General features: G+C 69.2%; 20 protein-coding genes. 13 read left to right on the top strand and 7 right to left on the bottom strand.

Going from position 1 to position 20,027, the window contains the following annotated elements; genetic code table 11:
* The first annotated feature begins 81 nt into the window (after positions 1-81).
* From gshA to ACGTNG_RS00735, 3 genes are read left to right on the top strand one after another with little or no spacing between them, the layout of a single operon-like run.
* Positions 82-1,716: a glutamate--cysteine ligase gene (gene gshA / locus ACGTNG_RS00745; RefSeq protein ID WP_394574915.1), complete on the top strand. Its 1,635-nt coding sequence runs from the start codon at positions 82-84 to the stop codon at positions 1,714-1,716.
* Entirely contained in the window at positions 1,713-2,249 is a 537-nt protein-coding gene (locus ACGTNG_RS00740) for a disulfide bond formation protein B (RefSeq protein WP_394574914.1), read from the top strand. The genes gshA and ACGTNG_RS00740 overlap by 4 nt, the downstream gene beginning before the upstream one ends.
* Before the next feature lie 9 nt (positions 2,250-2,258).
* Positions 2,259-3,107, top strand: a complete 849-nt coding sequence (locus ACGTNG_RS00735) for an alpha/beta hydrolase (RefSeq protein ID WP_394574913.1) — start codon at positions 2,259-2,261, stop codon at positions 3,105-3,107.
* Between the two features lie 104 nt (positions 3,108-3,211).
* On the opposite strand, the gene ACGTNG_RS00730 is transcribed toward ACGTNG_RS00735, so the two are convergent.
* The 5 genes from ACGTNG_RS00730 to ACGTNG_RS00710 are packed head-to-tail and all read right to left on the bottom strand — an operon-like array spanning position 3,212 to position 7,777.
* On the bottom strand, positions 3,212-3,892 hold the full coding sequence (locus ACGTNG_RS00730) for an ABC transporter ATP-binding protein (RefSeq protein ID WP_394574912.1): 681 nt from the start codon (positions 3,890-3,892) through the stop codon (positions 3,212-3,214).
* A 1-nt stretch (position 3,893) separates the two neighbouring features.
* On the bottom strand, positions 3,894-4,637 hold the full coding sequence (locus ACGTNG_RS00725) for an ABC transporter ATP-binding protein (RefSeq protein ID WP_394574911.1): 744 nt from the start codon (positions 4,635-4,637) through the stop codon (positions 3,894-3,896).
* Complete coding sequence (locus tag ACGTNG_RS00720; RefSeq protein ID WP_394575544.1) at positions 4,630-5,613, bottom strand: branched-chain amino acid ABC transporter permease; 984 nt, start codon at positions 5,611-5,613, stop codon at positions 4,630-4,632. Before ACGTNG_RS00720 ends, ACGTNG_RS00725 begins: the two co-directional genes overlap by 8 nt.
* Positions 5,614-5,653: 40 nt before the next feature.
* Positions 5,654-6,574 (bottom strand): branched-chain amino acid ABC transporter permease, encoded by a 921-nt coding sequence (locus ACGTNG_RS00715; protein WP_394574910.1) that lies wholly within the window; start codon positions 6,572-6,574, stop codon positions 5,654-5,656.
* A gap of 60 nt (positions 6,575-6,634) precedes the next feature.
* A complete protein-coding gene (locus tag ACGTNG_RS00710) occupies positions 6,635-7,777 on the bottom strand; it encodes an ABC transporter substrate-binding protein (RefSeq protein ID WP_394574909.1) in 1,143 nt (380 codons plus the stop codon).
* Between the two features lie 351 nt (positions 7,778-8,128).
* Here ACGTNG_RS00710 and rsd point away from each other — a divergent pair, with 351 nt between their 5' ends.
* Both rsd and ACGTNG_RS00700 read left to right on the top strand, forming a co-directional pair.
* Positions 8,129-8,629 carry a sigma D regulator gene (gene rsd / locus ACGTNG_RS00705; RefSeq protein ID WP_394574908.1) on the top strand — a complete coding sequence of 167 codons (501 nt, stop codon included), beginning with the start codon at positions 8,129-8,131 and terminating at the stop codon, positions 8,627-8,629.
* 250 nt (positions 8,630-8,879) lie between these two features.
* Positions 8,880-9,854 (top strand): malate dehydrogenase, encoded by a 975-nt coding sequence (locus tag ACGTNG_RS00700; protein WP_394574907.1) that lies wholly within the window; start codon positions 8,880-8,882, stop codon positions 9,852-9,854.
* Between the two features lie 88 nt (positions 9,855-9,942).
* Here the strand turns inward: ACGTNG_RS00700 and ACGTNG_RS00695 are convergent, their stop codons facing one another.
* Positions 9,943-10,599: a histidinol-phosphatase gene (locus tag ACGTNG_RS00695; protein ID WP_394574906.1), complete on the bottom strand. Its 657-nt coding sequence runs from the start codon at positions 10,597-10,599 to the stop codon at positions 9,943-9,945.
* 209 nt (positions 10,600-10,808) lie between these two features.
* Here ACGTNG_RS00695 and ACGTNG_RS00690 point away from each other — a divergent pair, with 209 nt between their 5' ends.
* Positions 10,809-11,300, top strand: coding sequence for an RNA pyrophosphohydrolase (locus tag ACGTNG_RS00690; RefSeq protein ID WP_108445830.1), 492 nt, complete (start codon positions 10,809-10,811; stop codon positions 11,298-11,300).
* A gap of 66 nt (positions 11,301-11,366) precedes the next feature.
* Entirely contained in the window at positions 11,367-13,628 is a 2,262-nt protein-coding gene (ptsP, locus tag ACGTNG_RS00685; protein WP_394575543.1) for a phosphoenolpyruvate--protein phosphotransferase, read from the top strand.
* Between the two features lie 63 nt (positions 13,629-13,691).
* On the opposite strand, the gene ACGTNG_RS00680 is transcribed toward ptsP, so the two are convergent.
* Complete coding sequence (locus ACGTNG_RS00680) at positions 13,692-14,468, bottom strand: NRDE family protein (protein WP_394574905.1); 777 nt, start codon at positions 14,466-14,468, stop codon at positions 13,692-13,694.
* A 123-nt stretch (positions 14,469-14,591) separates the two neighbouring features.
* Between ACGTNG_RS00680 and ACGTNG_RS00675 the strand changes: the two genes are divergently transcribed.
* The 6 genes from ACGTNG_RS00675 to ACGTNG_RS00650 all read left to right on the top strand — a co-directional run bounded on the left by ACGTNG_RS00675 (position 14,592) and on the right by ACGTNG_RS00650 (position 20,015).
* Positions 14,592-15,698 carry a response regulator gene (locus ACGTNG_RS00675; RefSeq protein WP_394574904.1) on the top strand — a complete coding sequence of 369 codons (1,107 nt, stop codon included), beginning with the start codon at positions 14,592-14,594 and terminating at the stop codon, positions 15,696-15,698.
* On the top strand, positions 15,695-16,489 hold the full coding sequence (locus ACGTNG_RS00670; RefSeq protein WP_394574903.1) for a sulfite exporter TauE/SafE family protein: 795 nt from the start codon (positions 15,695-15,697) through the stop codon (positions 16,487-16,489). The genes ACGTNG_RS00675 and ACGTNG_RS00670 overlap by 4 nt, the downstream gene beginning before the upstream one ends.
* Positions 16,490-16,518: 29 nt before the next feature.
* On the top strand, positions 16,519-17,307 hold the full coding sequence (lgt, locus tag ACGTNG_RS00665) for a prolipoprotein diacylglyceryl transferase (RefSeq protein WP_394574902.1): 789 nt from the start codon (positions 16,519-16,521) through the stop codon (positions 17,305-17,307).
* Positions 17,308-17,388: 81 nt separating this feature from the next.
* Entirely contained in the window at positions 17,389-18,216 is an 828-nt protein-coding gene (locus ACGTNG_RS00660) for a thymidylate synthase (protein ID WP_394575542.1), read from the top strand.
* Between the two features lie 14 nt (positions 18,217-18,230).
* Positions 18,231-18,749, top strand: coding sequence for a dihydrofolate reductase (locus ACGTNG_RS00655; protein WP_394575541.1), 519 nt, complete (start codon positions 18,231-18,233; stop codon positions 18,747-18,749).
* Between the two features lie 144 nt (positions 18,750-18,893).
* Complete coding sequence (locus tag ACGTNG_RS00650; protein ID WP_394574901.1) at positions 18,894-20,015, top strand: ProQ/FINO family protein; 1,122 nt, start codon at positions 18,894-18,896, stop codon at positions 20,013-20,015.
* Positions 20,016-20,027: the final 12 nt, after the last annotated feature.

Genomic DNA, 20,027 nt, shown 5'->3' with positions numbered 1-20,027 from the left:
CGCGCCGCTGCCCTTGAAGCGACATGCGGCGGCGCCCTAATCTGATGCTTGTCGGGCGCCCAGGCGCCCGCCTTTTTCCATATGGTGACCAACTTGTCCGAATCGCTTATCGCCCGCGTCGATCGACTCAAGGGGCTGGCCGACCAGGGGCGCGTCGGCCGACTGCGTCGCGGCATCGAAAAGGAAGGGCTGCGCGTCGACGGCGAGGGGCGCATCGCCGCCACGCCGCATCCAGCCGCCCTGGGGTCCAAGCTGACCCATCCGCACATCACCACCGACTACTCCGAGGCGCTGCTGGAGTACATCACGCCGGTCTACTGTCGGCCGGGCGATGCCATGGCCTTCCTCGCCGACCTGCACCGCTTCAGCTACCGCCACCTTGGCGGTGAGCTGATCTGGCCGGCCAGCATGCCGGCGCGGCTCGACGGTAACGACAGCGTGCCCATCGCCGACTACGGCGACTCCAACATCGGCGTGATGAAGACCGTCTATCGCAAGGGGCTGGACCTGCGCTACGGGCGGATCATGCAGTCCATCGCCGGGGTGCACTACAACGTCTCGCTGCCCGACGATCTCTGGCAGCTGCTGCGCGAGCTCGAGGGCGACACCGACACGCCGCTCGAGGACTACCGCTCGGCGCGCTACTTCGGCCTGATCCGCAACTTCCGTCGTCACAGCTGGCTGCTGCTCTACCTGTTCGGCGCCTCGCCGGCACTCGACCGCAGCTTCCTTTCCGACGGCCGGGTGCCCGAGAAGCTCAAGCCCCATGGCGACAGCACCCTGGTGTCGCGCCATGCCACCAGCCTGCGCATGTCGGATCTGGGCTACCAGAACAAGGTCCAGGAGCAGCTCAAGATCTGCTTCAACTCGCTCTCCAACTACGTCAACACCCTGCGTCACGCCATCGCCACCCCGTGGCAGGATTACCGGCGGCTGGGCGTGAACGAGGGCGGCGAGTGGCGACAGCTCAATGCCAACATCCTGCAGATCGAGAACGAGTACTACAGCGATATCCGCCCCAAGCGGGTGGCGCGTCACGATGAGACCCCCAGCCAGGCGCTGGAGGCCCGCGGGGTCGAGTACATCGAGGTGCGCTGTCTGGACCTCAACCCCTTCCTGCCGCTGGGCGTCGACGAGACCCAGATCCGCTTCCTCGACACCTTCCTGATGTGGTGCCTGCTCAGCGAGAGCCCGTGGATCCCCGACGACGAGTGCGACCGGCTGGACGACAACCGTCGCCTGGTGGTCGAGCGCGGCCGGGACCCGGCGCTGCGCCTGCTGCAGGATGGCCGGCACCGCTCCATCGCCGACTGGGGCGGAGAGATACTCGCCGAGATGGCCCCGGTGGCCGAACTGCTCGACCGGCTGGAGGAGGGCGAGCCCCACGGTGAGGCCCTGGCCGCGCTGACGCCGCTCCTGGAGGATCCGGCCCTGACGCCCTCCGGGCGGCTGCTGGCTCGGCTCGAGTCGACCGGCGAGTCCTTCCTCGAGGCCATGCTCGGCCTCGCCCGTGAACAGGCCGAGGGCTTTCGCGACACCCCCATGGACCCGGCCCGGGAGGCCCTGTTCGACGACCTGGTGGCGAGTTCCCGCGACCAGCAGGCGGACCTCGAGGCCACCGACGAGGAGACCTTCGATACCTTCCTGGCCCGCTACTTCGAGCGCGCTCGCGAGGTCCGGAGCATCACCCCGCTGCAGACGGGGGAGCACTCATGATCGACGATCTCCGACGCCTGGACGTGCGCGCCTGGAGCCTCGCCGGGCTCGCCTTCTGCGTGCTGATGATGGGCGTGGCCCTGGTGCTCGAGCATGTCGTTGGGCTCGAGCCCTGCCCGCTGTGCATCCTCCAGCGGGTGGCGGTGCTGGCCGCCGCCGCGGTGTTCCTGGTGGCCGCGATTCACGACCCCGCCGGGCGGCTGGGGGCCGTGGTCTACGGCCTGCTGTCGCTGGCCGCCGTGGGCGGCGGCATCGCCGTGGCAGGGCGTCACCTGTGGCTGCAGTCGCTGCCGGCCGATCAGGTGCCGAGCTGTGGCCCGGGGCTCGACTACATGATGGAGATCCTGCCCTGGCAGCAGGTGCTGTCCCAGGTGCTCTCCGGCTCCGGGGAGTGCGCCGAGGTCGGCGTCCGGGTGCTGGGTCTCTCGCTGCCCGGCTGGACCCTGGTTGGCTTTCTGATCCTCGCGCTCGTCCCGCTGGGCCTGCTGCTCGCGGCCAACCGGCCGCATCGCGGCTACCACTGGCCGGGCTAGGCGAGCACCGTGCGCTATCGCCACCCGGCCACCCAGGAGGAGATCGACCGGGTCTATGACCCCATGCGGGGCCGCGATGGCGAGGCCCTGATCGCCGACTGGCGGGCGCGCAGCGCCCGGTCGCGCGAACGCCAGCGCCTGATTCCCGACGTGGCCTACGGGCCGACGCTGGCCGAGCGCATGGACGTCTTTCCCGGCAGTGAGGCGGGCGGCCCGGTGCACCTCTTCTTCCATGGCGGCTACTGGCGAGCGCTGAGCCACGCCGAGTTCGGCTTCGTCGCCGACGGCCTGGTGGCCGCGGGCATCACCGTGGCGGTGGTCAACTACGCGCTCTGCCCCGAGGTGCGCTTCGGCGAAATCGTCCGCCAGAGCCGCGCGGCGGTGGCCTGGATGCATCGCCACGGCGCCTCGCTCGGCGTGGACCCGAACCGGCTCAGCGTCTCCGGCCACTCCGCGGGCGGACACCTCTGCGCCATGCTGCTCGCCACCCGCTGGCGGGAGGCGTATGGCCTGCCCGATGAGCTGATCCGCGGGGCGCTCTCGATCAGCGGCCTCTACGACCTGGCGCCCTTTCCCTGGTCGTGGCTGCAGCCCAAGCTCCAGCTCACCGACCGCGATGTAATCGACTACAGCCCCGTGCGTCAGCCCTGCCGGGTGCCGGCCCGAGTGCGACTGGTCGCCGGGGGCGAGGAGTCCGAGGCGTTTGCCGGCCAGATGCAGGCCCAGGCCAAGCACCTGAGGCAGCAGGGGCGTCACGTGACCAGTGAGCTGCTTCCCGGCGACGATCACTTCTCGCTGCTCGACCACTATCGTCCCGGCGGGCGCTTCGTCGACGAGATCGTCGCCTTCCACCGCTGAGGGCCTCGCCCGATGCTCGGCCGGATCGCCGGCTCGATCCCTGGCTAGCCCTCCGGTGAGATCCCTCACTAGACCTTCAGCCAGACCTTCAACTAGTCCTTCAACTAAACCCCCAGGTAGCGCGCGCGCAGCGCCTCGTCCAGCGCCGCGGGTCGGCCCGTCCAGGCCGTGCGGCCCTTCTCCAGGATGGTGCAGCGATCGGCCACCGGCAGCAGCTCGCCGAGCGACTTGTCGACGATCAGGATCGACTGGCCCTCGGCCTTGAGCCGGCGCAGCGCCGACCAGATCTCCTGGCGGATCACCGGGGCCAGGCCCTCGGTCGCCTCGTCGAGCACCAGCAGGCGCGGGTGGGTCATCAGTGCCCGGCCGATGGCGAGCATCTGCTGCTCGCCGCCCGACAGGGTGTCGGCCATCTGCGCGCGCCGCTCGGCCAGGCGCGGGAAGAGCGCCTCGACGCGTGCCTGGTTCCAGGGTCCGGGCCGGGCGGTGGCGATCAGGTTCTCGCGCACCGAGAGGTTGGGAAAGCAGCGACGCCCCTCGGGCACCAGCCCCAGGCCGCGCCGGGCGATGCGAAAGGGCGACAGCCGTCGCAGGTCCTGCCCGTCGAACTCGATGCGTCCCCGCCGCGCCGGGGTCAGGCCGAACAACGAGCGCAGCGTGGTGGTCTTGCCCATGCCGTTGCGACCCATCAGCGCCACCATCTCACCGGCCTCGACATGCAGGCTGACGCCGAACAGCGCCTGGGAGGGGCCGTAGAAGGTCTCGAGGTCGGTGATCGTGAGCATCTCAGTCTCCCAGGTAGGCCGCCTGCACGCGCGGGTCGCGACGGATGGCCTCGACGTCGCCGTGGGCGATGACGCGGCCGTCGACCAGCACGGAGAGTCGGTCCGCCAGCCGGAAGACCGCGTCCATGTCGTGCTCGATCAGCAGGATGGGCACCTCCTGCTTGAGGGTCTCGAGCAGCTGGGTGAGCCGCGCCGAGCCCTCCGGCCCGAGTCCGGCCATGGGCTCGTCGAGCAGCAGGGCGCGGGGCTCGAGCACCAGCGCACAGGCCACCTCCACCTGCCGGCGCTCGCCGTGGGAGAGTGCCGCGACCGGGGTGTCGGCGCGGTGGCCGAGGTGCACCCGCTCGAGCGCCTCGCGGGCGGGGGCCAGCAGGCGGGCATCGCGGGCCACCGGCCGCCAGAAGCGAAAGCTGTGTCCCGCCCGCGCCTGGGCGCCGATCATCACGTTGCCCAGCGCGCTGAGCGGCTCGGCCAGCGACGAGACCTGGAAGCTGCGACCGAGGCCCCGGCGGGCCCGCGCGGCGACGCCGAGGCCGGTGATGTCGCGCCCCGCGAGCCGGATGCGTCCCGTGTCGGGCCTGAGGCTGCCGGCGATCTGGGCGATCAGCGTCGACTTGCCGGCCCCGTTGGGGCCGATCAGGGCGTGGATCTCGCCGGCGCGCAGCGTCAGCGAGACGTCGTGGGTGGCCTGAAGGGCACCGAAGCGCTTGTGCAGGCCCTCGACCGCGAGCACCGCCTCAGCCATGGCTTGTCCCCCCGGCCAGCCAGCCGATCACGCCCTGCCGGGCGAACAGCACCACGCCGAGCAGCACCAGGCCGAGGAAGAAGAGCCAGTACTCGGTCAGCCCGCCGAGCAGCGTCTCCATCAGCACGTAGACGATGGCGCCGGCCAGCGGCCCGAAGAGGCGACCGACCCCGCCGAGGATGACGATCACCATCAGCTCGCCCGAGAAATGCCAGCTGAGCATGGCGGGGCTGACGAAGCCGTTGAGGTCGGCGTAGAGGGCGCCGGCGAGCCCGGTGATCATGGCCGAGATGACGAAGGCCGTCAGGCGGATGGGGTAGGGCGAGATGCCGGCGGTAGCGAGGCGAGTCTCGTTGAGGCGCGCCATGGTCAGGGCGGCGCCGAAGCGCGACCCCATCAGCCGCGCGGTGATCGCCATGGCGGCGAGCAGCAGGGCGAAGCAGACCAGGAAGAAGCTCAGCGGATCCTGGCTGTCGATCAGCGGCAGGCCGTTGCGCAGGTAGATCGGCAGGCCGTCCTGGCCGCCGTAGCTCGGCCAGGAGTTGGCGAAGTAGTAGACCATCTGGGCGAAGGCCAGGGTGATCATGATGAAGTAGACCCCGGAGGTGCGCAGCGAGACGGCGCCGATGGCGAGGGCCAGCAGGCCGCAGGCGAGAAGTGCCACCGCCCAGATCACCAGCATGTCATCGCTGCCGGGCAGGCCCATCAGCAGGCTGCCGTCGAAGGCGTGATAGGCGCTGATACCCGCCACGTAGCCGCCCATGCCGAAGTAGGCGGCATGCCCGAAGCTGATCATGCCGCCATGGCCCAGCGCCAGGTTGAGCCCCACGCCGGCCATCGCCACCAGCACGATGCGGGTGGCCAGGTTGACGTAGTAGGCCTCGCCCAGCAGGTGGGCCACCAGCGGGGCCAGCAGGGTCAGTGCCAGCAGAGCGACGTTGACCAGCCCCTGGCGGCCGAGGCGGGGGGCGCCCATGGGGGCGGCGGTGGTGTCGTGGGGACGCTCGGTCGAGTGCTCAGTCATGGGCGGCGAAGAGTCCCTGCGGCTTGAAGGCGAGGATGACGGCCATGAGGATGTAGATCAGCATGGCGGCGAGGGCGGTGCCCACCCCGGCGGCCTGTGAGGGGCTCATGAAGAGGCCGAACAGCGCCGGCAGGAAGATGCGTCCCAGGGTATCCACCACGCCGACCAGGATCGCCCCCAGCAGGGCGCCCTTGATCGAGCCGATGCCGCCGATGACGATCACCACGAAGGCGAGGATCAGCACCGGCTCGCCCATGCCCACCTGAACCGACTGCAGCGCGCCCACCAGGGAGCCGGCGAGCCCCGCCAGGGCGGCGCCCAGGGCGAAGACCAGGGTGTAGAGCCGCCGGATATCGATGCCCAGGGCGCCGATCATCTCGCGATCGCTCTCGCCGGCGCGGATGCGCATGCCCAGGCGCGTGTGCGAGATCAAGAGGTAGAGGCCGGCGGCGATGAGCACGCCCACGGCGATTATCATCAGCCGGTAGACGGGGTAGCGGGCGCCGCCGGGCAGGGCCACCGAGCCCGCGAGCCAGTCGGGCGGGCTGAGCCAGAGCGGCGAGGAGCCGAACAGCCAGCGCGTGCCCTCGGAGAAGATCAGGATCAGCGCGAAGGTGGCGAGCACCTGGTCCAGGTGCGAACGGTGGTAGAGGCGTCGTATCACCAGTACCTCCACCATGGCCCCCGCCGCGGCGGCCGCGAGGCTGCCGGCGGCCAGGCCCAGCAGGAAGGAGCCGGTCGAGGCGGTGGTGAGGGCGGTCACGTAGGCGCCGACCATGTAGAAGGAGCCGTGGGCCAGGTTGATCAGCCCCATGACGCCGAACACCAGCGTCAGGCCGCTGGCCATCAGGAACAGCATGGTGCCGAGCTGCAGGCCGTTGATGAGTTGCTCGATCAGCAGGGTCGCGCTCACGTCAGGAGATCCGGGGTCGGGAAGCGGTAAAGCCGGGCCGCGGGCGGCCCGGGGAGGGGATCACATCCGGCACTGCTCGGCGTAGACGTCCTGGATGTCCTCGATGGCGAGGCCGACCAGGCGGTTGGTGGGCTCGCCGTCTGCGCCCTCGACCACCTCGCGGACGTAGATGTCCTGGATCGGGTGCTGGTTAGAGCCGAAGCGGAAGTCGCCCCGCACCGAGGCGAAGTCGGCCGCGCGCAGGGCCTCGCGGAAGGCGTTCTGATCGTCGGGGTGTGCCTCCTCCAGGGCGCTCAGGATCAGGCGCGCGGTGTCGTAGCCCTGGGCCGCGTAGAGGGTCGGGGTGCGCTCGTGGGCCGCCCGGAAGGCCTCGACGAACGCCTTGTTGGCCGCGTTGTCCAGGTCATGGGCCCACTCCGAGGTGTTGATGGCGCCGATTGCCGCTTCGCCGACCGCCTTGATGATGGTCTCGTCGAAGGAGAAGGCCGCGCCGAACACCGGCATCTCGACGCCCGAGTTCTGCCACTGCTTCATGAAGGAGATACCCATGCCGCCGGGCAGGAAGAAGAACAGGCTGTCGGCATCGCTGGCGCGGACCTGGGCGATCTCGGCGGCGTAGTCGGTCTGGCCGAGCTGGGTGTAGAGCTCGTCGACCACCTCGCCGTCGTAGAGGTGCTTGAAGCCGGCCAGGGCATCGGTGCCGGCGGGGTAGTTGGGCGCCATCAGGAAGGGGCGCTCGAAGCCCTGCTCGCGCATGTAAGCCCCCATGGCGCCGTGCAGGTTGTCGTTCTGGTAGGCCACGTTGAAGTAGTTCTCGTGGCACAGGCGACCGGCCAGCGCCGAGGGGCCGGCGTTGGGCGAGAGGTAGAAGGTGCCCTGTCGGACCACCGAGGGCACCACGGCCATGGCCAGGTTGGACCAGATGATGCCGGTCATGATGTCGACCTCATCGCGCTGCATGAACTCGTTGGAGAGCGTCTTGGCGAGGTCCGGTCGACGGGCGTCGTCCTGGATCAGGACCTCGATGTCGTCGCGCCCCGCCTGCTCGATGGCGAGCATGAAGCCGTCGCGCACGTCGACGCCGAGATGCGAGCCGCCGCCGGACAGCGTGGTGATCATGCCGATCCGGACCTCCTCGGCCTGGGCCGTGGCCACGGCGGTCGTCATCAGCAGGCCGAGGCCGGCGCGGGTCAGCTTGTTCATGGAAATGCCCTCTGGTGTCCTGATGGTGAATGCCGGAAGCGGCCGCGTCGCGACGATGCCACGCCGGTGCCGGCTATATCCGATCGGGATGTCGTTCGTGTCGATACGCTGTCGCCTGTCGCGATACCGTACTACGAATGAGCCGGTGGCCTCTCCACGCTGTGCTATCGCTCTGCCACGGTTCTGCTTGCGCGGCTGTTTCGCCGCAGGGGCCGCCGGGCCGCCGGGGAGCGCCGCAAGGATCGCCTTGAGTGGCGTGGCAGGATTGACACCGTCATCGGCAGGCGCGAGTCTGTGATCTCGCGGGTCGCGCATGCCGTCGCTGCCGGCCGTCGAGCAAGGGAGGTGTCCATGCTGGAAGATTGCACGAATGCCCAGGAACGCTGGGGTGGTGTCCATCAGCTGATCGATCGTTGGCTCGAGGCGCGCCGTGCGCTGCTGGTGCACTTCGTCGACCTCAAGGCGTCCTGCGATGCCGAGCTGGAGGCCGTGTCCAAGGCCTATATCGATGCCTTCAGCGAGCTGCTGATGGACTACATCAGCGCCGGCCACTTCGAGATCTACCCGCAGCTGCGCGAGGAGGCCCGGGCCTTCGACGACGAGCCGGCCCTGGCGCTGGCCGACCGGCTGATGGAGCGGCTCGAGATGTCCACCGAGCTGGTGCTCGCCTTCGACGAGGACTACGCCTCCTCGGCAAGCTGCGAGCAACATCTCGCCCGGCTGCCGGCCTGGATCGACCGCCTCAACAAGGGGCTCGGCGAGCGCTTCGAGCTCGAGGACCAGTTGATCGCCCGACTGCACGCGGCCCACTCGCCGGATGCCACCCGCGCCGAGGCCGACTCCCGGGCCTGAGCGCGCGACGGCACTGCCAATGCGTGGCGGCACATACCTCTCGATGACCCCATGGGAACCTCCTCCCATGGGGTCATGTCGTGTCGCGGCGGGAGGGCCTGGCCGGCGGGCCTAGCCGCAGGTCGAATTGAGTTTTGTGCAGTGCAGGCATAACATCTTGGCGGTTCGCATTCCGGCCAGGGTGGGCAGCCGGTCCACCGGGCTTATCCTCACGGCGACAACCCGCGCGTTGACAACCCAAGGAGCCACCATGAAAGACCCCGTCCGTATTGCCATCACCGGTGCTGCCGGCCAGATCAGCTACTCCCTCGCCTTTCGCATCGCTTCCGGCGACATGCTCGGCAAGGACCAGCCGGTCATCCTGCAGCTGCTGGAGATCACCCCGGCCATGGACGCCCTCAACGGCGTGGTGATGGAGCTCAACGACTGCGCCTTCCCGCTGGTGCAGGAGATCGTGGCCACCGATGACGCCAACGTCGCCTTCAAGGATGCCGATTTCGCCCTGCTGGTCGGCGCGCGTCCGCGCGGCCCGGGCATGGAGCGCAAGGATCTGCTCGAGGCCAACGCCGCGATCTTCTCCGTGCAGGGCAAGGCGCTGAACGACCACGCCAGCCGCGACGTGCGCGTGCTGGTGGTCGGCAACCCGGCCAACACCAACGCCCTGATCGCCTCCTGCAATGCGCCGGACCTGGATGCGGGCCAGTTCACCGCGATGATGCGTCTGGATCACAACCGCGCCAAGACCCAGCTGGCCCAGAAGGCCGGCAAGCACGTCACCGACGTCGAGTCCATGGTGGTGTGGGGCAACCACAGCGCGACCCAGTACCCGGACCTGGCCCACTGCAAGGTCGACGGCACCCCGGCCCTCGAGCTGGTCGATCGCGAGTGGTACGAGAACGACTTCATCCCCACCGTGCAGCAGCGTGGCGCCGCCATCATCAAGGCGCGCGGGGCTTCTTCCGCGGCGTCCGCCGCCTCCGCCGCCATCGATCACATGCGTGACTGGGCGCTGGGCACCGACGAGGTCGTCAGCATGGGCATCCCCGCCGACGGCAGCTACGGCGTCGAGCCGGGCATCATGTACTCCTACCCGGTGGTCTGCCAGAACGGCCAGTACGAGATCGTTCAGGGCCTTTCGATCGACGAGTTCAGCCGCGGCCGCATGCAGGCGACCGAGAACGAGCTGCGCGAAGAGCGCGCCGCCGTCGAGCACCTGCTCGGCTAAGTATCGCCTCTGTCGCGACACGAAAAACCCCGCCGGCCGGCGGGGTTTTTTGCGTCTGGGCCTTGCTCCGGTTGTCGAGGCGAGCGGCTCAGTCGCGCAGGCTGATGATGCGCCAGCCGCGGGCCTCGGCCACCTCGCGAAGGCTCGGGTCGGGGTCCACCGCCACCGGGTGCTCGACCTCCTCGAGCAGTGCCAGGTCGTTATGGGAATCGCTGTAGAACCAGCTGCCGTCGAGGGTCAGGTCGCGGTCGGCGAGCCAGGCCTCGAGGCGCTTCACCTTGCCCTCCCGGTAGCTTGGGATGCCGAGGGCGCGACCGGTATAGCGGCCGTCGACCTTCTCGGGCTCCACGGCGATCAGCTCGTCGATGCCCAGGCGCTCGGCGATGGGGCCGGTGATGAAGCGATTGGTGGCGGTGATGATCATCAGGGTGTCGCCGCGCGAGCGGTGGCGTGCCACCAGCTCCTCGCCCCGGGCCAGGATATGCGGCTCGATCTTGCTGGCCATGAACTGCTGGTGCCAGGCGGCGAGCTGCTCCGGCGTATGCGCTGCCAGCGGCTGCAGGGCCACCTCGAGGAAGGCCTGCATGTCCAGGGTGCCCGCCTCGTAGTCGGCCATGAAGCGGTCGTTGGCCTCGCGGTAGGCGACCGGGTCGACGGCCCCCTGTTCCAGCAGGAACTCGCCCCAGGCATGATCGCTGTCGATCGACAGCAGCGTGTTGTCCAGGTCGAAGATGGCCAGGCTCACTGCATTCCCCTCGGGTGTTGTTGATATGGATGGACGCGCGCGCGGCGGTCACGGCAAGGCCATCGATTATGGCAGAAGCGATGACGCGCTTCGAGCGCCTGAGCCGGGCGGGAGGGCCGCGCATTGGCCTCTTGCCGACGCCTTGTATTGATGCGCTTTGTGGCCTTGTGGAAGAATGGCTCCAATACTGAAACTATAAGGTGAAGTCCGTGATCGACGCTGACGGCTTTCGCCCCAATGTTGGCATCATCATCGCCAACGAAATGGGGCAGCTGCTTTGGGCGCGTCGGGTAGGGCAAAACGCGTGGCAGTTTCCCCAGGGAGGCATCAAGGCTAACGAGACTCCGCAACAGGCACTTTTTCGTGAGCTCCACGAGGAGATCGGCCTCACCGCCGAGGACGTCGAGATCCTTGCCTGCACCCGGGGCTGGCTACGCTATCGCCTGCCGCGACGCATGGTGCGTACCCACTCCAGGCCGGTGTGCATCGGCCAGAAACAGAAGTGGTTCTTGCTTCGGATTCGCTGTCAGGAGAGCCGGATCTGCATGGACCTGTCCGGCAAGCCGGAGTTCGATGGCTGGCGCTGGGTCAGCTACTGGTACCCCCTGGGACAGGTGGTGCCGTTCAAGCGTGAGGTCTATCGCCGCGCCCTGCGCGAGCTGTCCCCCCGGGCACAGCGGCTGGCCCTCGGTCATGGATGATCCGATGGCCTGACGGCCATCCCCTCAGCGAGGCGAGAGACAACCACAATGGAAAAAAAGACGCCAATGCTCGAGGTATTGCGACGCATCATTCAGGAGGTCAACGGGGCTCGCAACCTGGACGCGGCGCTGGCGACCATGGTGCGACGCATTCGCAAGGCGATGCGCACCGACGTGTGCTCCTTCTACCTCTTCGACCCCGCCATCGATCGCCTGGTGCTGATGGAAACCATCGGCCTGCGCGCCCAGGCCGTGGGGCGCGTGAGCCTGGAGGTGGGGGAGGGCCTGGTAGGCCTGGTGGCCAAACGCGAGGAGCCGCTCAACCTGGAGGATGCCCAGGCCCATCCGCAGTTCCGCTACTTCGAGGCCACTGGCGAGGAGCGCTACTCGAGCTTTCTCGGCGTGCCGATCATCCACCAGCGGCGCATGCTCGGCGTGCTGGTGGTGCAGCAGTCCGAAAAGCGTCGCTTCGACGAGGAAGACGAGGCCTTCCTGGTCACCATGGCCGCCCAGCTGGCCGGCGTGCTGGCCCATGCCCTGGCGACCGGTGGGCTCAATCGGCCGAGTATCCCGGGCGGGCAGGCTCGCTTCACCGGCGTGGCGGCCTCGCCCGGCATGGCCATCGGCGAGGCGGTGGTCATCGCCGCGCCGGCCGATCTCAACAGCGTGCCGGACCTGATTCCCACCGATGTCGAGTACGAGATCGCCCGCCTCAAGGAGGCCATCGGTCGGGTCCGCGATGAGATTCGCGCCGCCGGCGAGCGCCTGGCGAGCCGCATCTCCGCCCAGGAGCTCGCGCTGTTCGACGTCTACCAGCAGATGCTCGGCGAGGCGGCACTCTCCCAGGAGGTCGAGAAGCGCATTCGCGAGGGGCAGTGGGCGCCCGGGGCGCTGGCCGACGTGGTGCGTCGTCATGTGCAGTACCTGGAGCGGGTCGACGACAACTATCTCCGCGAGCGGGCGGCGGACGTGCGCGACCTGGGTCGCCGCGTGCTGGCCCACCTGCAGGAGGAGACGCCTCAGACCCCGGAGGTCTACCCCGAGAGCACCATCCTGGTGGGCGACGAGATCAGCGTGGCGATGCTCGGCGAGGTGCCACGCGACAAGCTCGCCGGGCTCATCTCGGTGCGCGGCTCCAGTACCTCCCACGTGGCCATCGTCGCTCGGGCCATGGGCATACCCACCGTCTCCGGCATGGTCGACCTGCCGCTGCCGCGACTCGGCGGCAACCGGGTGGTGCTGGATGGCCATCGCGGGCGCCTCTTCGTGCGCCCCTCGCCGGAGCTCGAGAGCCACTACCAGAGCCTGATCGACGAGGAACGGGCGCTGATGGCGGTGCTGGAGCACGAACAGGACCTGCCCAGCCGCACCCCGGACGGCCACGACATGCCGCTGATGGTCAATACCGGCCTGGCGGTGGATGCCGTGGCGTCGCTCAAGTCGCGGATCGGCGGGGTGGGGCTCTATCGCACCGAAGTACCCTTCATGATCACCGAGCGCTTTCCCGGCGAGCAGGAGCAGACACGCCTCTATCGCGACCAGCTCGAGAGCTTCGCCCCGCTGCCGGTGGTGATGCGCACCCTCGACATCGGTGGCGACAAGGACCTGCCCTACTTCCCCATCGAGGAGGCCAACCCTTTCCTCGGCTGGCGCGGCATCCGCGTCACCCTCGATCATCCCGAGGTGCTGATGGTGCAGCTGCGCGCCATGCTGCGGGCCTCCCAGGGGCTCGACAACCTGCAGGTGCTGCTGCCCATGGTCACCAACGTCGACGAGGTCGACGATGCGCTGCGCCTGCTCGATCGTGCCATCCTCGAACTCGGCGAGGAGGGCGTGGTCGTGAAGCGACCCAAGGTAGGCGTGATGCTGGAGGTGCCGGCCACCCTCTATCAGCTCGATGCCCTGGCCCGTCGCGTCGACTTCTTCTCGGTGGGCAGCAACGATCTGACCCAGTACCTGCTGGCCGTGGATCGCAACAATCCGCGGGTCGCCGACCTCTACGATGCCTGCCATCCCGCCGTGCTCGCGGCCATGGCGCGGCTGGGCGAGGAGACCCGGCGCCTGGCCATGCCGACCTCGGTGTGTGGCGAGATGGCCGGCGATCCCGCCGGAGCGCTCCTGCTGATGGGCATGGGCTTCGATGCGCTGTCGATGAACGCGCCCAGCCTGCCCCGAGTGAGGGCGGCGATTCGCCGGGTGAGCCTCGCGAGCGCCCGGGAGCTGGTCGAGGACACCCTGCGTCTCGATTCGCCCCATGCCGTTCGCCAGCATCTGGAGGCTCGCCTGGGCGAGTGGCAGCTGGCGCACCTCCTGCCGCCCAAGGACTGAGCGCGACGGAGTGCCCCTGCCGCGGCTCCCCTGGAGGAGCCGTGGCAGGCAGTAGTGGCGGAGTTACGGCGGGTTCAGCGTCAGTCGCGCCACCTTCTCGCCCAGTCGGACCCCCTCCGACCCGAAGCGCCGTTCACCGATCTCGATGACGCCGTCGGCGTGCCAGCTGAGCCAGGTGGTGGCTCGCGTGCCGTAGTCGCGGCCGACGATGAAACACGACGACAGCTGGCGCTCGCGCTCGAGTCCCACGCCGGTCTCCGGCAGGGCCTCGTCATCGGCGGGCCGGGCGTCGCCGAGCACGGGCAGGGCATCCTCGGGAAAGCGGCCGTGGCGCAGGCCGCGGCCGAGCCCCTGGCGGGCGGCGATCAGCTTGGGCCAGGGGGTATCGAGGCTGGCGTTGGAGAGGCCGTGCAGGCCGGGCGGCACGCGCCGGAGGCAGAGGGCGTCGAATCCGCGGTGCAGGTGCCACAGCGTCTCCCCGTCGCCCACCAGCAGATTGAAGCCGGCATAGTCGCGGGCCGCCCCGCCCGCCAGGCGATCGAGCCAGGTCGTCAGGTCGTCGCGCTCCAGGGCCTCGCGCACCAGCCCACCCCGGCTGGGCGCATCCGGCGGCATCGTGAGTCGCGGATCGCGGACGTTGGTCACGGCGGCGAAGCGACCGCGGCGGTGAACGGCCAGCCAGCTGCCGCCGGCCTCCAGGTCGCGGCCCCCGACGATCGCGGGGGCCTCCTCCCAGGCGCCGAGCGGCGCCGTCGGACGCGCATGGAACTCGTCACGGTTGGCGATCAGGCGCAGCGGGCAGGCGCTGCCGGGACGGTGGTCGAAGGCAATCAGGCACATCGGGCCAGCTTAGCCGGCCGCCGGGCCGGGGGGAAGGTGCCGTCATGACAGGTCGGGTCGGGCCGCGTACACTCTTTCGCTCATCGTGCGTGCACAGGGATGAGAATGCAGGACGATATCCGCTTGGATCGCTTATGGTCGCGCCTGGTGTGGCCGATCTTCTGGCCGCTGCTGCTGGTCCAGGTGGCCCTGGTGGTGCTCTGCCTGCTGGTCGGCCTCCTGCTGTGGGGGATGATGCCTGCCCACGCCTCCTGGAACACCGCCTTCTGGCTGCCGGTGGCGCTGCTGCTGGGCAGCTGCCTCAACGTGGCGGTCTTCCTGACGCTGCTGCGCCAACGCATGCGCGCCATTCAGCGCGAGGTGAATGAGGCCCTGGCCGGCGTCGAGGCGTATCTGGCGCGACACCACCGGCCTCAGCGCCAGGACCTGCCGCTCTCGCAGCGTCTCAGGGCCCTGGCGAGCGCCTGCGAGGATCTGGTGGAAGGCTGGCGGCGCGACCTCGGCCAGAGCCATGCGACCGAGCGTCGGCTGGTCGACGACCTCGAGACCGTCAAGGACCAGGTCGAGCGCCTGGAGGCCGGACGCGTCCGCGCCCGGGAAGAGTCACGCCTCAAGTCCGGCTATCTCTGCCACCTACGCCAGTCGCTGGGCCCCCTGATGACCTCGCTCACCGAGGTGCTGGAGAGTGAGACCCTGCGCCCAAGCGGCGGCGAGCATGATCGGGATGCGCTGCTGGCGCTTCGTGAGCGGCTCGCCGATGCCATGCTGCTGCTCGAGAACCTCGGCGAGCCCGCCGACACGGCGGCACTGCCCTCCACCCCCGTGCTCTCCGGTCAGGGACGGGTGCTGATCGTCGATGACGGCCCGGTGAATCTCACTCTGGCTCGCCAGGTGCTGGAGCGTCAGGGACTCGAGGTCGCCACGGCCACCAGCGGTGAGCAGGCCCTGGCGCGGCTCGAGGAGGATGCCTTCGACCTGGTGTTGATGGATATCTTCATGCCGGGGATGGATGGCGTGGAAGCTAGCCGACGCTGGCGCCGGCGAGAAGCCGAGATGGCCTCTCACCGGCGCAGCGTGCTGGTGGCGCTGACCGCCAACGCGAGCGACGAGGATCGTCGCCGTTTCCGCGAGGCCGGCATGGACGACTTCCTGGCCAAGCCCTACCGCCCCCAGGCGCTGGTCGGCATGGTGCGCCAGTGGCTGATCGTGCCGGAACCCGACCCCTCATGAGCCTCATCGCGACCCTCCTGGCCTATCTGGCGCTGGGCGCCGCGGCAGGGACGCTGGCCGGCCTCTACGGCGTGGGCGGCGGACTGATCATCGTGCCGGCCCTGATCGTGGCCTTCGAGCTTCAGGGGGTGGCCCCCGAGGTGGCCATGCACCTGGCGGTGGGCACCTCGCTCGCCACCATCGTGGTGACCGGCGCCTCCTCGGCCTGGGGACACCATCGGCGCGGCAGCATCCGCTTTGACTGGTTCCTGACACTGCTGCCGGGGCTCGTACTGGGGGCCATCGCCGGCGTCTTCGTCGCCGGCAGCCTCTCCGGCGGGCGTCTGGGCACCCTGTTCGGCGTCTTCGTGATCCTGGTCGCCCTGAAGATGGCGCTGGGGCGCGGGCCAAAGGCCGGCCATGCCCCGCCGAGTCGGGTCGCCATGGGCGTGGCGGGCGCGGTGATCGGTGGCGTCTCGGCGCTGTTCGGTATCGGCGGGGGAACCCTTAGCGTGCCCTGGCTGTCTCGGTGCGGTGCCACCATGACCCAGGCCGTGGGCACCTCGTCGGCCTGTGGGCTGCCCATCGCGCTGTTTGGCGCGGCCACATTCGTGGTGGTCGGGTGGGGCAACCCGCTGCTCCCCGGGGGAGCAGCCGGCTTCGTGATGCTGCCCGCGCTGCTTGGCATCGTGCTGACCAGCGTGCCCTTCGCGCGCCTCGGGGTATGGCTGGCTCATCGGCTCTCCGCCCGGCTGCTGCGCCTCTCCTTCGCCGCCTTGCTGGCGGTGGTGGGGCTCAAGTTTCTCCTCTAACGCTTCACGCCTCGTTTCAAGGACATCCCATGTTGCGCTATCCCGAGATCGATCCCGTGGCCATCTCCCTCGGGCCCTTCCAGGTCCACTGGTACGGCCTGATGTATGTGGTCGGATTCGTGGCCGCCTGGTTCCTCGGGCGTCTCCGTGCCGAGCGCATCGGCCTGAGCCGGGATGACGTGGGCGATCTCCTGTTCTACGCCGCCATCGGCGTGGTGGTGGGGGGCCGCCTGGGCTATGCGCTCTTCTACGGCCTGCCTCAGTGGTTGGCGGACCCGCTGTGGATCTTCCGCGTCTGGGACGGCGGGATGAGTTTTCACGGCGGCCTGATCGGCGTGCTGGTCGCCGCCCTCTGGTTCGCCCGCAAGAAGCATCTCGCGTTCTTCACCCTGACCGACTTCGTGGCGCCCCTGGTGCCGATCGGCCTGGGCGCCGGGCGAATCGGCAACTTCATCAACCATGAGCTGCCCGGCCGCCTCACCGAGCTGCCCTGGGGCATGCCCTTTCCCGGCATGGGGCCCGAGCCGCGCCACCCCTCGTCGCTCTACGAGGCGCTGCTCGAAGGGGTGGTGCTCTTTGCGGTGCTGTGGTGGGTCTCGGCGGTGCCGCGTCGCCGCGGGCTGGTCTCCGGCCTCTTCCTGCTGCTCTACGGGGTGTTCCGCTTCCTGGTCGAGTTCGTGCGCCTGCCCGACCCCCACCTCGGTTTCATCGCTCTGGGTTGGGTGACCATGGGCATGCTGCTGACGTTGCCGATGATCGCCGCGGGCCTTGCACTGATCGCCTGGTCGCGTCGTCAGCCGGTGGATGCGACGCCCTGAACACAGGGGAGGGCGCCCGTCGGGATGGGCGCCCTCGGTCCCGGCATGTAGAATATGGGGTCCATTTCCCAGCCGTCGACCATGCCCGTGACCGCCAACGCTCCTCCCGCCCTCGAACAGCCCTACCTCGACCTGATGCGCCAGGTGCTCGATCACGGCACGGAGCGTGACGATCGCACCGGCGTCGGCACCCGATCCGTGTTCGGCCACCAGATGCGCTTCGATCTCGCGCGGGGTTTCCCGCTTGTCACCACCAAGAAGCTGCACCTGCGCTCGATCATCCACGAGTTGCTGTGGTTCCTGGCCGGCGACACCAACATCGCCTACCTCAGGGAGAACGGGGTGCGCATCTGGGATGAGTGGGCCGACGAGAACGGCGATCTGGGCCCGGTCTACGGTTACCAGTGGCGCAGCTGGCCCGATCCGCGTGGCGGCCACGTCGACCAGATCGCGAATCTGCTCGAGCAGATTCGCGTCAATCCGCGCTCCCGCCGGCTGATCGTATCGGCCTGGAACCCGGCGCTGGTCGACGAGATGGCGCTGCCGCCGTGCCACTGCCTGTTCCAGTTCTACGTAGCCGACGGGCGGCTCTCCTGCCAGCTCTACCAGCGCAGCGCCGATATCTTCCTCGGCGTGCCGTTCAATATCGCCAGCTATGCGCTGCTGACCCGGATGATCGCCCAGGTCTCGGGGCTCGAGCCCGGCGACTTCGTGCATACTCTCGGCGATGCGCACCTCTACCTGAACCATCTCGAGCAGGCCGAGGAGCAGCTCTCGCGCACCCCGCGCACAGCGCCGCGCCTGGTGCTCGACCCCGTGGTGGACGATCTCTTCGCGTTTCGTTTCGAGCACATCGCCATCGAGGGCTACGACCCCCATCCGCACATCAAGGCCCAGGTGGCCGTATGAGCGAGGCCCGCGCCATGACCGACGAGACCCTGATCCCCATCGCGATGATCGCCGCCATGGACCGCCATCGCGTGATCGGCGTGGACAACCAGTTGCCCTGGTACCTGCCGGAGGATCTCAAGTTCTTCAAGCGCATGACCCAGGCCAAGCCGCTGGTGATGGGGCGCAAGACCTACCAGTCCATCGGCCGGCCACTGCCCGGCCGCCTCAATATCGTGGTGACCCGCGACCCCGACTTCCACGCCGAGGGCGTGCGGGTCTGCCACGACCTCGCCGCCGCGCTCACGCTGGCCGATCAGCAGGCCACCATCGACGGCGTCGAGGAGATCATGGTGATGGGCGGTGCCGAGATCTACGCCCAGGCGCTGCCCTTCGCCAGCCGGCTCTACCTTACCGAAGTAGACATCGAGGTCGAGGGTGACGCCCGCTTCCCCGCGCTGGACATGCGCGAGTGGGAGCAGGTGCAGCGTGTGCCCGGCACGCCCGCCGAGGGCCAGCCGGGCTACCATTTCGTGCAGTACCGTCGTCGTTAAGAGCACCGACGTTGAGGACGTCGCCTGTCGGCGACATTTGTCACCGCGCCATGGCTGGCACAGACTGGGCAGCAAGGGCCGTCGCCGGGTAACGCCGGCGACGGCTGGACGAGTCAGGGGCAAGGCGCACTGGAGGGACAGGACGTGATCGAGGAAGGCTCAACCCGCCTGCTGGAACGGCTGGAGCAGCGCGCTTCGGCATTGCTTGCGCTGCTGCGGGAGTCGCGCGTGCAGCAGGATGCCCTGCAGTCGCGGCTCGCCGAGCTCGAGCGTCGTCGTGTCGAGCTGGAAGCGAGCCAGGCCGAACGGGCCGCCGAGGTCCGCGAGGAGCAGGCCGCGCGCCAGGTCCTGGCAGAGCGCTGCAGCGAACTCGAGTCGCGCATCAAGGACCTGGAAGCCACGCACCTGGAACTCGCAGAGGAGAATCGTGAGCTCGACGAACAGAATCGTGAGCTCGAGGCGCACAACCGTCGCCTGCTGGCGCACGCGCCCGCCGAGGTCGAGACGGGAACGGTGCTCTTCCATCGTCAGGCGCGACGGGCCCAGGGGCTTTCCGCACTGATCGGCGATCGCTCGCGCCGGCATCCGGCCGACGAGGCCGTTGTCGCGTCGCCCGCAGGCGACCACGCGCCCGACGTCGAGGCCTCCGGGGCGGCCGCCGCTTCCCCCGCTGAAGCGCCAGCTGAGACGCCAGAGGCGAATCCTCCCCAAGACGATGAGACGCCGTCCCCCCAGGCGCTGCTGGATCAGTGGTATCGACGCTACTCGTCCACCTTCTTCAAGGGCCATACCCGGCCGCTCAAGATCGGTATCCATGAGGAGCTGACCGCGCGCGAGCCCTGGCCGGAGAAGCTCGTGCGCCGGGCGCTGGCCTGCTACGTCAACCTGCCGCGCTACCTCAAGTCGGTGCGCGAGGGCGCCTCGCGTCTCGATCTCGCCGGCGAACCGGCGGGGCAGGTAGATGCCGCCGCCGCCGAGCATGCCCACAAGAAGCTCGAGCGACTGCAGGCCGATCGTCGAGAGCGGAAGCGCACGGGTCCCGCCCGCGACAATTCGCGAGGGGGCGCCAAGCGTCACGGCGCCCCCGACGGCAAGGCCCGGCAGGGCGGCGCCGGGGGGAAAGGAGCGTCTGCCGGCGGAAAAGGCGCCGGCGAGCCCCGCCCCAACCAGGCGTCGCCCCCGGCCGCCAACCGCTCGACGGATGCGCCCGCCGCCACCCTGGACGAGAAGCTCTCCGCACTGCTGGCCAAGCACAATCAGCGTTGATATTCCCCCGAC

Origin of the sequence: Halomonas sp. B23F22_3 (assembly GCF_043496965.1) — a bacterium.
Classification (GTDB): Bacteria; Pseudomonadota; Gammaproteobacteria; order Pseudomonadales; family Halomonadaceae; genus Halomonas.
The sequence above is the reverse complement of the archived record's forward strand: the minus strand, read 5'-3'. Positions and strand labels throughout refer to the sequence as shown.